The organism is Pseudarthrobacter sp. IC2-21 (assembly GCF_034048115.1).
Classification (GTDB): domain Bacteria; phylum Actinomycetota; class Actinomycetes; order Actinomycetales; family Micrococcaceae; genus Arthrobacter; species Arthrobacter naphthalenicus.
In genome coordinates this window covers 1,692,946-1,705,922 of sequence record NZ_CP139145.1, presented here as the reverse complement: position 1 = coordinate 1,705,922, position 12,977 = coordinate 1,692,946, and the positions used below count along the sequence as shown (strand labels likewise).

General features: G+C 64.4%; 11 protein-coding genes. 5 read left to right on the top strand and 6 right to left on the bottom strand.

Going from position 1 to position 12,977, the window contains the following annotated elements:
* The first annotated feature begins 71 nt into the window (after window positions 1-71).
* From lipB to SBP01_RS07770, 4 genes are all read left to right on the top strand, one after another.
* Window positions 72-740 (top strand): lipoyl(octanoyl) transferase LipB, encoded by a 669-nt coding sequence (gene lipB, locus SBP01_RS07785; protein ID WP_275213590.1) that lies wholly within the window; start codon window positions 72-74, stop codon window positions 738-740.
* Entirely contained in the window at window positions 737-1,744 is a 1,008-nt protein-coding gene (gene lipA / locus SBP01_RS07780; protein ID WP_275213589.1) for a lipoyl synthase, read from the top strand. The genes lipB and lipA overlap by 4 nt, the downstream gene beginning before the upstream one ends.
* A gap of 88 nt (window positions 1,745-1,832) precedes the next feature.
* Window positions 1,833-2,585 carry a DUF4191 domain-containing protein gene (locus SBP01_RS07775; RefSeq protein ID WP_275213588.1) on the top strand — a complete coding sequence of 251 codons (753 nt, stop codon included), beginning with the start codon at window positions 1,833-1,835 and terminating at the stop codon, window positions 2,583-2,585.
* A gap of 99 nt (window positions 2,586-2,684) precedes the next feature.
* Window positions 2,685-3,041 carry a DUF3817 domain-containing protein gene (locus tag SBP01_RS07770; protein WP_320538019.1) on the top strand — a complete coding sequence of 119 codons (357 nt, stop codon included), beginning with the start codon at window positions 2,685-2,687 and terminating at the stop codon, window positions 3,039-3,041.
* A 20-nt stretch (window positions 3,042-3,061) separates the two neighbouring features.
* Here the strand turns inward: SBP01_RS07770 and SBP01_RS07765 are convergent, their stop codons facing one another.
* Window positions 3,062-3,499 (bottom strand): RDD family protein, encoded by a 438-nt coding sequence (locus SBP01_RS07765; protein ID WP_320538018.1) that lies wholly within the window; start codon window positions 3,497-3,499, stop codon window positions 3,062-3,064.
* A 260-nt stretch (window positions 3,500-3,759) separates the two neighbouring features.
* On the opposite strand from SBP01_RS07765, the gene glnA (SBP01_RS07760) reads away from it, so the two are divergent.
* Window positions 3,760-5,184, top strand: coding sequence for a type I glutamate--ammonia ligase (glnA, locus tag SBP01_RS07760; RefSeq protein ID WP_275213585.1), 1,425 nt, complete (start codon window positions 3,760-3,762; stop codon window positions 5,182-5,184).
* A gap of 277 nt (window positions 5,185-5,461) precedes the next feature.
* Here the strand turns inward: glnA (SBP01_RS07760) and SBP01_RS07755 are convergent, their stop codons facing one another.
* From SBP01_RS07755 to glnA (SBP01_RS07735), 5 genes are all read right to left on the bottom strand, one after another.
* Window positions 5,462-5,983 (bottom strand): GNAT family N-acetyltransferase, encoded by a 522-nt coding sequence (locus SBP01_RS07755; RefSeq protein WP_275213584.1) that lies wholly within the window; start codon window positions 5,981-5,983, stop codon window positions 5,462-5,464.
* Window positions 5,984-5,990: 7 nt separating this feature from the next.
* Window positions 5,991-6,740: an amino acid ABC transporter ATP-binding protein gene (locus tag SBP01_RS07750; protein WP_275213583.1), complete on the bottom strand. Its 750-nt coding sequence runs from the start codon at window positions 6,738-6,740 to the stop codon at window positions 5,991-5,993.
* Window positions 6,737-8,173 carry an amino acid ABC transporter substrate-binding protein/permease gene (locus tag SBP01_RS07745; RefSeq protein WP_320538304.1) on the bottom strand — a complete coding sequence of 479 codons (1,437 nt, stop codon included), beginning with the start codon at window positions 8,171-8,173 and terminating at the stop codon, window positions 6,737-6,739. Before SBP01_RS07745 ends, SBP01_RS07750 begins: the two co-directional genes overlap by 4 nt.
* 210 nt (window positions 8,174-8,383) lie before the next feature.
* Window positions 8,384-11,395: a bifunctional [glutamine synthetase] adenylyltransferase/[glutamine synthetase]-adenylyl-L-tyrosine phosphorylase gene (locus SBP01_RS07740; protein ID WP_320538017.1), complete on the bottom strand. Its 3,012-nt coding sequence runs from the start codon at window positions 11,393-11,395 to the stop codon at window positions 8,384-8,386.
* A gap of 9 nt (window positions 11,396-11,404) precedes the next feature.
* Window positions 11,405-12,745 carry a type I glutamate--ammonia ligase gene (gene glnA / locus SBP01_RS07735; RefSeq protein WP_320538016.1) on the bottom strand — a complete coding sequence of 447 codons (1,341 nt, stop codon included), beginning with the start codon at window positions 12,743-12,745 and terminating at the stop codon, window positions 11,405-11,407.
* Window positions 12,746-12,977 lie beyond the last annotated feature (232 nt).

Sequence of the window (12,977 nt, the reverse complement as noted above, 5' to 3'; positions counted from 1 at the left end):
GTGTCCGGGCCGCATGAGAGGTCCGCCACTTATACCGGACCCCCTGGGGACCGGGGTCTAAGCTGGATGGCATGACTCTTGAGTTTTCACAGGTGGGTCTCGCCCCGGACTTGGTCGAATACACCCGGGGCTGGGACCTGCAACGCGACATCCACGCCAAAGTTGTTGCAGCGGAGGCACCCAGCACGGTCCTCATCCTTGAACACGCGGCCGTCTATACCGCGGGCAAACTCACCGAAGAGCACGAGCGTCCGCTGGACGGGACGCCGGTGATTCCTGTGGACCGCGGCGGCAAGCTCACCTGGCACGGCCCGGGCCAGCTGATCGCCTACCCCATCCTCAAACTGAAGAACCGGTCCGGCATCCGCGACTACGTTGAGCGGCTTGAGGCAGTCATGATCGCCGTCATGGCTGACTACGGCATCAACGCAGAGCGGATCAAGGGCCGCGCCGGAGTGTGGATCACCGCGGACGACAAAGGCCCGGACCGGAAAATTGCCGCCATCGGCATCCGCGTTCTGGATGGTGTCACCATGCACGGTGTTGCCATCAACTGCAACAACGATCTGGCGCCCTACGAGCAGATCATTGCCTGTGGCATCACCGATGCCGGTGTCACCACGATGTCCATCGAAGCCGGCCGGACCATCAATCCGAGTGACATAGCGGACCGGTTTATGGCCGAGTTCCGCAAACATGAAGACGCACTCGTCGCAAACCCAGAAGGAGCGCTCCTGTGACATTGGCACCAGAAGGCCGGAAGCTGCTGCGCGTTGAGCAGCGTAACTCCGCTGTACCCGTGGAGCGGAAGCCGGAGTGGATCAAGGCCAAGGTCCAGATGGGTCCGGAGTATGTCCAGCTCAAGAACCTGGTCAAAAAAGAAGGCCTGCACACGGTCTGTGAAGAGGCCGGCTGCCCGAACATTTTCGAGTGCTGGGAAGACAAGGAAGCCACGTTCCTGATCGGCGGCTCCGAATGCACCCGGCGCTGTGATTTCTGCCAGATCGATACCGGCAAGCCGTCCCCGGTGGACATGTTCGAACCCACCAAGGTGGCCCGCTCGGTGCAGGCGATGCAGCTGCGCTACGCCACGGTCACCGGGGTGGCCCGGGATGACCTCGCGGACGAGGGCGTGTGGCTGTACGCCGAGACGGTCCGGAAGATCCATGAGCTGAACCCGGGCACCGGGGTGGAGCTGCTGATCCCGGACTTCTCCGGCAAGCCCGAGCACATCGCGGCGATCTGCGATTCCAAGCCGGAGGTGTTCGCGCACAACGTGGAGACCGTGCCGCGGATTTTCAAGCGGATCCGGCCGGCGTTCCGGTATGAGCGGTCCCTGGATGTCATCAGCCAGGGCCGGGCCCTGGGCATGGTGACCAAGTCCAACCTGATCCTGGGCATGGGCGAGACCCGCGAGGAAATCTCCGAAGCCCTGCGGGACCTGCACGAGGCCGGCTGTGACCTGATCACCATCACCCAGTACCTGCGCCCGTCCGAGCGGCACCTGCCGGTGGACCGCTGGGTCAAGCCGCAGGAGTTCGTGGACCTGCAGGACGAGGCGAACGAGATCGGCTTCCTCGGGGTCATGAGTGGCCCGCTGGTCCGTTCCTCCTACCGTGCCGGCCGGCTCTGGGCCACCGCGATGCGGAAGAAGGGCTGGGAAATCCCGGCCCAGCTCGCCCACATCGAGTCCTCCGGCAGCACCCGCCAGGAAGCCAGCTCACTGCTGGCCGCCCGATCCTGAACAGTAAGTTTGTTGTGCCCTGAGGGCCGGCACCGGACAACTTCCGGCGTCCGGCCCTCAGGCATAAATCACGTAGAATTGAGGCACTATGGCGAAATCCCCTGATTCCAGTAACACTGCCCCGGCGGCCGACGGCGCCCCGAAGCGTGGCCTCTTCTCGCGCAAGCCGAAAGAAGCGAAGGTCAAGAAGCCCAGCCGTCTGAAGCAGATCGGCGAAGTCTTCAACATGACCCGCCGCCACGACCCCATGGTTCCGTGGCTGATGCTGCTGGTGTTCCTCGGTGTGGTGGCCGTTAGCCTTTTGGTGGGCTTTTGGCTGGAGAACTGGATCACGGGCCTGCTGATCGGCATTCCGCTCGGGCTCCTCGGCGCGACCTTGATCCTGTCGCGACGGGCCGAGCGCGCGGCGTTCGCTCAGATCGAGAACCAGCCCGGCGCGTCCGGCGCTGCCCTGGGCACGCTGAAGCGTGGCTGGGTCACCGAAGACCAGCCCGTTGCGGTCAACCCGCGCACCCAGGACGCCGTCTTCCGCGCGATCGGCCGTCCCGGCGTCGTCCTGGTCAGCGAAGGCCCCTCCGTCCGTGTCAAGCCGCTGCTCGACGCGGAACGCAAACGCCTGGCGCGCATCCTCCCGAATGTCACCGTTCACGTGATCGAGAGCGGCCGCGGCGAGGGCCAGGTTCCCATCAGCCAGGTGGCCAGGAAGATGGGCAAGCTGAAGAACGAACTGACAAAGCTTGAGGTGAACGCGGTGTCCAAGCGCATCTCGTCGCTGGGCAACCGTCTGCCCATCCCCAAGGGCATCGACCCGTACAAGGCGCGCCCCAACCGCGGACGCTAAGAACCTAGAACCGCCCCGGTTCCGGCTCAGGCTGGTACCGGGGCGGCATTTTTTTGCGCGCCAACCGTCGCGCCAACACATCCTGAGATCGGAGAACCCATGAAAATCCCGCTGAAGACTGTCGTTATCCGGACCTTCCGGATCCTGGCGGTGGCTGAGGCCTTCAGCTGGGCTGCCCTGCTCATTGGCATGTACTTCAAATGGGTCGCCAAAACCAGCGAACTGGGGGTGGAAATCGCCGGACCGATTCACGGCGCACTGTTCGTGGGCTACGGGGTCGCTGCCCTTACGTTGTGGCGGCTCCAGCGCTGGCCGTTCCCGGTGGCGCTGTTTGCAGGCGTTTCAGCCGTTTTCCCGTTCGCTACCATCGCCTTCGAGCGCTGGGCCGGGAAGCGCGGTCACCTCACGGACAACACGGCACGCACGTCAGCCGTCAAGGAAACCGCCGGGGTGTAGGAACACGCCGGGGCGTGGAACTAGCGCCGCACCAGGACCGTGTTCATGGCTTTGTCATGCAGGCCACGGTGGTCCGGATCAAAGATGACGGCCGGGATGACCAGGCACAGGAGCACCGCCCGGACCAGCGCGGCCAAGGGTCCCGCCGGAGCGCCGCCCAGCCGAAGAACGTGGATGCCAACTATCCGGTGGCCAATGCTGTACCCAAGCGTGCCCACGAGCAGAGTCTGCTCCACGGCAAAGACGAAAAGGGTAGCCCAGGAGTCGCCGGCAAAGGCAAAATTGCTGATCAACAGTGCAACGCCCCAGTCGAGCATGATGGCGACGATGCGGCGTCCCGCGCGGGCGATTGAACCAGGCCCGGACTCGGGTAGCCCCAACCGCTCCCCCGGGTATTTGGAAATGCCCGAAGTGTCCGGTCCGGTCAGCCAGGAGCCAATGTCGTTGCGATCTACCACCGTCCAATCCTACCGGCTCGTCACCGTTCACAGCGTGGAATCCGCTGGACCGCAGTGTGGTCAGTCGATAGCGTTGCCAGGGCAGGGCATTCTGTAACCTGCCCGAAACAATGCGGACACTGTCGGGAAATGACATGTCCATAAGGTTGGTAGCAGTTTCAAGCAATAGCCCGAGCAGGGAAACGCTGTTTCCCTGCCTTTCGGATTGCGCTGGACCAGACGGCTTGCAGCCAGATTTTACATATGCGATAGGAGCATAGATGTTCAAGAATGCGGACGAAGTCCTCAAGTTCATCAAGGACGAGGATGTTAAATTCGTCGATATCCGCTTCACCGACCTCCCCGGCGTCCAGCAGCACTTCAATGTGCCAGCCAAGAGTGTTGACGCTGACTTCTTCGTCAACGGCCAGCTCTTCGATGGTTCCTCCATTCGCGGGTTCCAGGGCATCGCCGAATCCGACATGCAGCTGATCCCGGACGTCACCACCGCATTCCTGGACACCTTCCGCATGGAAAAGACCCTGGCGCTGAACTTCTCCATCGTGAACCCGCGCACCGGTGACCCGTACCACCGCGACCCCCGCGGCGTGGCCGAGAAGGCTGAGGCGTACCTGGCCTCCACCGGCATTGCGGACACCGCGTTCTTCGCTCCCGAAGCCGAATTCTTCGTCTTCGACAACGTTCAGTACCAGTCCTCGCCCGAGGGCAGCTTCTACAAGATCGACTCGGAAGAAGCGCACTGGAACTCCGGCCGCGAAGAAGAAGGCGGCAACCTCGGCTACAAGACTCCCGTCAAGGGCGGCTACTTCCCGGTTTCCCCCACCGACAAGCAGGCCGACCTGCGCGACGCCATGTGCGTTGCCCTGGACGAGGCCGGCCTGGAGGTTGAACGCAGCCACCACGAGGTAGGCTCCGCCGGCCAGGCTGAAATCAACTACAAGTTCACCACCCTGACCCACGCGGCTGATGACCTGCAGAAGTTCAAGTACGTCATCAAGAACACCGCGGACGCCTGGGGCAAGTCCGTGACGTTCATGCCGAAGCCGGTCTTCGGCGACAACGGTTCGGGCATGCACTGCCACCAGTCGCTGTGGACCAACGGCGAACCGCTGTTCTACGACGAAAAGGGCTACGCCGGCCTGTCCGACACTGCCCGCTGGTACATCGGCGGCCTGCTGAAGCACTCCTCGGCAGTGCTGGCGTTCACCAACCCGACGGTCAACTCCTACCGCCGCCTGGTTAAGGGCTTCGAAGCCCCGGTCAACATGGTTTACTCGCAGGGCAACCGTTCCGCCGGCATCCGTATCCCCATCACAGGTTCCAACCCGAAGGCCAAGCGCATCGAGTTCCGCGCTCCGGACCCGTCCTCCAACCCGTACCTGGCTTTCGCTGCCCAGCTGATGGCCGGCATCGACGGCATCCGCAACCGCATCGAACCGCCTGCCCCCATCGACAAGGACCTCTACGAGCTCCCCGCCGAGGAAGCCAAGGACATCCCCAAGGCTCCCGGAACGCTGGAGGAAGCCCTCGAGGCACTGAGCGAGGACAACGAGTTCCTGCAGGCCGGTGGCGTGTTCACCCAGGACCTGATCGACACCTGGATCGAGTACAAGTACGAGTACGAGATCCGCCCGCTGTCCCTGCGCCCGAACCCGTACGAGTTCGAGCTCTACTACGGCGTCTAACACACCGCAGGGCTGACACACTCAGTCCCGATAAGTCCGCCCGGACGGCCAGCAGCCATGCTGAGCCGTCCGGGCGGACTTTTTGCATCTGGCAGAGCCGCGCAAGGTGGAGGCTGGCTCCAGACGTGCTGAGACCAAGAGCCAGCCCCCTGACATGTGCTCCCCCGGACGAAGACTTTTCAAGCCTTCCCCCCAACAAGGACTGAAGAACACCGCCACCCACATGATGGGTCAATGTTCGCCCGGAGGCAATCCTGTGGCTGCGTGTCTGGTCGAATTACCCCGTAAACGCGCGGAACATGATCCGCTGGGGCCCGGAACTTCCGCCGAGATACTGGCCGTGGTCGGTGAATCCGGCCTTGCGGTAGGCGGCCAGACCCGCCGGGTTGGCTTCATTGACCGAAAGAACGACGCCGGTCTCGCCGCCTGCGTGCTTCGCCGTCAGTTTCGCGGCGGCCTCCACCGCCGCGGCAGCCGCGAGTTGTCCCAGTCCCCTCCCCTGCCGGCGCCGGTCGATCGCGAACCCCCTCAACAACCAGGCGGAGTCGCTATCCGGCCAGCCGGCCAGCCGGGCGGCACCGGCCTGCAGCGTCAGGACGCCGACGGCAAGCCCGTTGGAGTCGATCGCGAAAGGATGCCGGCCGGCCTCTGCCAGGCCGGCCAGCGCCATGCGCAGCGGGTCATCCACAAACCGCCGCTGGGAGGCAGTGACGTCCAGTTCGGCTATCTCCCCCAGCTTCACGGCACGAGCGTCGTCGTCGACATCCTTCAGCGGCAACAGCCACACGCTTTCAGGCATCTCCGGATCAAAGCACCTTGGACAGGAAGTCCTGGGTCCGCTGCTGTTGCGGGTTTCCGAACAGCTGCTCCGGCTTTCCCTGCTCGCAGATCACACCGTCCGCCATAAAGAGCACCCGGTCAGCGACCTCGCGGGCGAAACCCATTTCGTGCGTGACCAGGACCATGGTCATGCCTTCGCCGGCCAGGTCTTTGATGACCTGCAGCACCTCGCCCACCATCTCGGGGTCCAGTGCGGAGGTGGCTTCATCGAAAAGCATGATGTCCGGGTTCATGGCCAGGGCCCGGGCAATCGCGACCCGCTGCTTCTGGCCGCCGGACAGCGACGCCGGGCGGGCATCGGCCTTCTCGGCGAGGCCGACGCGTTCCAGCAGCTTCAGAGCGCTGTCCCGGGCCTCGGCCTTGCCCTGCTTCTTCGATTCCACCGGAGCCAGCATGATGTTCTCAATGACCGACATGTGCGGAAACAGGTTGAAGTGCTGGAAGACCATGCCGATGTGCCGCCGGACCTCGTTGATGTCCACTTTGGGATCCGACACGTCGAAGCCATCCACGGTGACGTGGCCGGCTGTGATGTCCTCGAGCTTGTTCAGGCACCGCAGGAAAGTGGACTTGCCGGAGCCGGAAGGACCGATGACACAGACGACTTCGCCCTCCGCCACCTCCGCGTTGATGCCCTTGAGGACCTCATGCGCCCCGAAAGACTTTTTGAGGTCCCTGACCGAGATCTTGCTGCGCTCAGTTACTGCTGTGCTCATTTGTTGAACCTCTTATCTGCAACGTTGGCCAGTTTGGTCAGGAGCATGATCACCACGAAGTACAGGACAGCGACAATCAGCAGTGTCTCGGTGATCCGGAAGTTGCCCGCGTAGATCTGCTGGCCCTGGTAGAGAAGTTCCGCGAAGCCGATGGCGAGCAGCAGGGAGCTGTCCTTGAGCATGATGATCAGCTGGTTGATCAGGGAAGGCGTCATGATCTTGAAAGCCTGCGGAACCACAACTTTCTGCATGGACTTGGCGTAGCCCAGGCCCAGGCTGCGGCTGGCCTCGAGCTGGCCCGGGTCCACCGACTGGATGGATCCCCGGACGATTTCGGTGATGTACGCACCGGAGTTCAGGCTCAGGGTCAACACACCCGCCACCCAGATGTCGATCGGCTGGCCGGTGAGTTGCGGGATGCCAAAGTAGAAGAAGAACGCCCATACCAGCAACGGGGTCCCGCGGAAGACGCTGACGAAGGTCGTCGCAACGCCACGGAGCAGTGTGCTGGTGGAGATCTTCAGGAAGCCCATGAACAGACCGATCAGCATGGCGATGGCGAAGGAAATCGCAGTCACCAGAACCGTATTGCCCAGGCCCTTCATCAGCGCGGGGAAGCTGTTGACCAGCAGGTCCCAGAAGCTGGAGGGAGTGGCCTGGGTGGGATCTTTGAGGTACTTATCCAGGATTTCCTGGTACTTCCCGGTGGACTTCAGATCGCCCAGGCCGGTGTTGAACGCCTGAAGCAGCTCCGGGTTCTGTCCCTTGTTGACGGCGAAGCCGTAGGAGCCGCCCTTTTCCTTCTCTGTCACGGACTTCAGACCGTTGTTCTGACTGATGCCGTACGCCAGGACCGGGTAGTCATCGAAAACAGCCACGGCATTCCCGGACTTGACCAGCTCGTACATGGTGGCGGACTGGTCCAGTGACGTGACCGTGAAGCCGTATTTGTCCGCGATGGACTTGGCGAAGGTTTCGCCCTCGCTTCCCGTCTTGGCCGTGACCGTCTTACCCCGGAGGTCCTCGTAAGCCTTGATGTCCGAGTTGGACTTGGCAACGGCCATCTGAACGCCCGACTCGAAGTAGGGGTCGGAGAAATCGTAAATCTGTTTGCGCGGCTCCGTGATGGACATGCCCGCGATCACGCCGTCCACCTGGTTGGAGGAGAGCGCCTGGAGGGCCGCGTTGAAGCCCAGCGACTTGATCTCGACGGCGAATCCCTGCTTCTTCGCGATCTCACGGATGATGTCCATGTCGATGCCGGTCAGTTCACCTCCCGCATCCCGGAACTCGAACGGGGCAAAGGTGGTGTCCGTGCCGATGACGAAGGTCTTGCCCGCGAGGCTTGACGGTATGGCGGAGGGGGCGGACCCGATGGAGGCCGCGGTTGCGTCTGCCGGCGCGGCTGCGGCGCCGACGGCACCGAAGATCATCGCGGCAAAGGCCAGCAACGCTCCGATGACCGTGGCTCGCCGGTGACGGGTGGCCCCGGTCTGCTGGAGTCTGGACAAGTTCTAACAACCCCTTGGTAAGTGCGGCAGCCGGTTTCTGGACCGGCAAACTAACCTTTAGAGGTTATCCGCATTTGGCGGCAGCCGTCGCCGCCGCGCTTCCTGCCCGCACCCCGGGGACGTGTCCGGTCCCTAATGGCCGTAGAAAACCCGTTCGAAGACGGCACGGGCCCGCCGGCTCAGGCGCAGGTAGTCCTCCTCCAGTGCCGCCGCGTGGCCGGGTTGGTAGCCGCACCAGCGGGCCACCGCTTCAAGGTCCCGGCGTGAGGACGGCAGCAGGTCCGACGCCCGTCCGGTCCAAATCACGTTGGCGGAACGGATCCGGCTGGCCAGCCGCCACGCGTCGGCGAGGAGCTTCGCATCAGCCGCGGAAAGCAGGTCCAGGGACGCGGCCGCGTCCAGCGCCTCCACCGTTGAGGTGGTCCGCAGTTCATCGTGTTTGCCCGCGTGCTGGAGCTGGAGGAGCTGAACCAGCCATTCGACGTCGCTCAGTCCCCCGCGCCCCAGTTTCAGGTGGCGGGCCGGATCCGCCCCGCGCGGCAGCCGCTCGGCTTCGACGCGGGCCTTGACCCGGCGCACTTCACGGACGTCGTGCTCCGAAATATTCTCCGGGTATCTGATCGGGTCGATGAGGGCCACAAAATCGCGGGCCAGATCATCGTCTCCGGCCATGGGCCGTGCCCGCAGCAGCGCCTGTGCCTCCCAGATCAGCGACCACCGTCGGTAGTATTCGGCGAAGGAATCGAGGGAACGCACCATGGCGCCGTTTTTCCCCTCCGGGCGGAGGTCGGCATCCATCTGCAGGACCCGTTCGGCCATGATGGCCGGCTTCAGCGGCTGCGTCAGGAGGCTGGAGACCCTGGAGACGATCCTGGCCGCCTGTTCCTGGGCTTCCTCCTCCGAGTAGCCGGGCAGGGCCCGGTGCGCGTACATCACGTCGGCATCCGAGCCGTAGCCGATCTCGCGTCCGCCCTGCCGGCCCATGGCAACAATCAGCATGGCGGTCTTGAGCGGACCTTTCGCGGAGACAATGCCTTCGGCCACCCGCAACGCACCCAGGACGGCCGCCCGGTCCGTGTCCGCGAGGGCTGAGCCGACCTGATCCTGGTTGAGCAGCCCGGCCGAATCCGCGATCGCGATCCGCAGGATCTCGCGGCGCCGTATCAGCCGGATCAGGCGCATCGCATTTTCGGGGTCGGAGTGCCGCGACATTTTGGCGGTGATCTCCTGCCACTGGGCTTCGAAGCCCAGCGGCGCGAGGTCCTTGTCGTTGCCCAGCCAGGCCACCGATTCCGGCGACACTTCCAGCAGGTCCGCGATCAGGCGTGAGTTGGAAAGGACGTGGCACAGCCGCTCCGCAGCGGCCGTGGAGTCCCGGAGCATCCCGAGATACCAGTGGGTGGTGCCCAGCGCCTCGCTGACCCGCCGGAACGCCAGGAGGCCCGCGTCCGGATCCACGCCCTCGGCGAGCCAGTCCAGCAGGATGGGCAACAACTGGCGCTGGAGGGCGGCACGCCGGCTGACCCCGGCTGTCAGGGCCTCGATGTGCCGCATGGCTCCCTTGGGGTCAAGGTAGCCCAGCGCAGCCAGGCGTCCCTGGGCCGCCTCCGGCGTCAGCCGGGCGTCTTCCGTGCTGAGTTTCGCCGCGGTGTTCAGCAGCGGGCGGTAGAAAATGCGTTCGTGCAGTTCGCGGACGGACCTCTTGGTTTTCTGCCACTGGGCGAGGAGCGCATCAGAATGCGGACGGTCCGTGGAGAACGGCCCCAGCACCGCCTTGGCCAGCGCACGCAGGGCCGTTTCGCTGACCGGCATAAGATGCGTCCGGCGGAGCTGGAACAGTTGGATCCGGTGCTCCAGGAGCCGCAGGTAACGGTAGGCCTGGTCAAAGGCCGCGGCATCGGACCGGCCAATGTAGCCGCCGGCCGAGAGCGCCGCGATGGCCGCGGTGGTGTCCCTGCGGCGGAGCGACTCGTCGGATTTGCCGTGCACCAGTTGGAGCAGCTGAACCGTGAACTCAACGTCACGCAGGCCTCCCCGGCCGAGCTTGATCTGGCGTTGTTCCTCGGCTGCGGGAATGTGCTCGGTCACCCGGCGGCGCATCGCCTGGACCGACTCAACAAATCCTTCCCGCCCGGCGGAATTCCAGATCAGGGGGGCCACCGCGTCCTCGTAGCGTTCACCAAGTTCCCGGTCCCCGGCGATGGTGCGCGCCTTCAGCAGGGCTTGGAACTCCCAGCTTTCGGCCCAGCGGGCGTAGTAGCTCTCGTGGGAAGCGAGGGTCCGCACCAGCGGTCCGGACTTCCCCTCGGGCCGGAGGTTGGCGTCCACCTCCCAGAGGCCCGGCTCCCGCGCCACCGAGGAAATCGCCCTTGAGATTCCGGCCGCCAGTGCCGTGCCAATGGTGATGGCGCGGGCATCTTCCAGGTCCCCGGCGTCAATGACGTAGATGACGTCGACGTCGGAAATGTAGTTCAGTTCGCGGGCTCCGCACTTGCCCATGCCGATCACGGCCAAGCCAACCTCGGCGACCTCAACGGCGCTGAACTTCTCTGTGGCTTCCGCCCGGGAAACTGCCAGCGCGGCTTCGATGGCAGCGCCGGCCAGGTCGGCCAGTTCAGCGCCGACGGCGGGCATAAAGTCCAAGGGATCGGCAGCGCACAGGTCCTTGATGGCAAGATCCACCACGCCGCGGCGGTAGGCCGTCCGGAGGGCGGCATACGCCTCGGCGCCCGTGATCCCGGCAAGCGGCCTGGTCGATCTGGAGTCAGCCCGGACCGAGGCCAGCAGTGCTGCCCGCAGTTGGTCCGGATCCGCCTGCAGCGGTTCCGGACTGGCAGTGACCTCGAAAGCGACCAGGTGTTCCGGATGCCGGATCAGGAATTCGCCCAGCGCCTCCGAGGCACCCAGAACCCGGTAGAGCGGTTCACTGGTCTCCGGGTCGGCCGCGGCGAGATCCCGAAGGCCCGGATGTTTCTCGATCAGGCGGACCAGGGACTGCAGCGCCACATCCGGGTTCGCCGCCATCTGCAGGCCCGCGAAGAGCCGCTCCGGGTCCAGTCCTTCCAGTTCAGGGGCAGCGAGGAACCGCTCCCCCTTCTCCAGGTCACTGAAGCCGGCCGAGATCAGGCGGCGGGCGAGGCTCACCGCGGCCGCCTAAAGGATGCCGAGGTTGCGCTGCAGTTCGTAGGGCGTCACCTGCAGACGGTAGTCCTGCCACTCCGCGCGCTTGTTGCGCAGGAAGTGTTCGAAGACCTGTTCGCCCAGAATCTGCGGCATCAGTTCTGAATCCTCCATGGAGCGGATGGCGTCATGGAGGCTGGCCGGCAGCGGATCGTGTCCCATGGCGCGGCGTTCAGCCGAGCTCAGCGACCAGACGTCGTCCTCCGCGGCGGGCGGGAGTTCGTAGCCCTCCTCAATGCCCTTCAGGCCCGCGCCCAGCAGGACGGCGTAGGCGAGGTAGGGATTGGCAGCGGAATCGATGCCGCGGTATTCGATCCGGGCTGACTGGCCTTTCCCGGGCTTGTACAGCGGTACGCGGACCAGCGCGGACCGGTTGTTGTGACCCCAGCTCAGGTAGCTCGGGGCTTCGCCGCCGCCCCAAAGGCGCTTGTACGAGTTAACGAACTGGTTGGTCACGGCCGTGAACTCCGGGGCGTGCTTCAGGATGCCTGCGATGAACTGGCGCGCCGTCTTGGAGAGCTGGAACTCCGCGCCGGCCTCGTAAAATGCGTTCGCGTCGCCTTCAAACAGCGAGAAGTGGGTGTGCATGCCGGACCCCGGGTGTTCGGTGAAGGGCTTGGGCATGAAGGTGGCATAGGTCCCCTGCTGCAGTGCCACTTCCTTGATGACGGTCCGGAACGTCATGATGTTGTCCGCCGTCTGAAGGGCATCGGCGTAGCGGAGGTCAATCTCGTTCTGGCCGGGCCCGGCTTCGTGGTGGCTGAACTCCACCGAGATGCCCACCGACTCCAGCATGGTCACGGCTGTGCGGCGGAAGTCCTGGGCAACGCCGCCGGGCACGTGGTCGAAGTAGCCGCCTTCATCCACCGGCACCGGCGAGCCGTCAGGGCCGGGCTCCTGCGACTTCAGCAGGTAGAACTCAATCTCAGGGTGTGTGTAGCACGTGAATCCCATGTCCGCGGCCTTCGCCAGGGTCCGCTTCAGGACGTTTCGCGGGTCGGCGGAGGACGGTTCGCCGTCCGGGGTCAGGATGTCGCAGAACATTCGGGAGGTCTGCTCTGTCTCACCGCGCCACGGCAGGATCTGGAAGGTGGAAGGATCCGGCTGTGCCAGCATGTCCGATTCAAAGACCCGGGCCAGGCCCTCGATGGATGAGCCGTCGAAGCCGAGCCCTTCTTCGAAGGCACCCTCAACTTCTGCCGGCGCCAGTGCCACTGACTTAAGCGACCCGACGACGTCGGTGAACCACAGACGTACGAACCGTATGTCGCGCTCCTCGATTGTGCGCAGGACAAACTCTTGCTGGCGGTCCATGGGGGCCTCTTCTCCGGTCATCGTTCATGCCCCGGGTCCGCAAGAGCGGACGCCGGCAGCAGTTCACCATCACTTTACTAAGCAATCCAGCCCGATGCGGGAGCCACCGCTCCCGTAACACAGGGTTAACATCGGAACCGGGGCCGGATCCTGTCAACGGGAGGCAAAATCCACCCACGCGGCAGGGCTGATATGAGGCGTATCACACACTTCCCGGCTGAAGGCAGGTGGC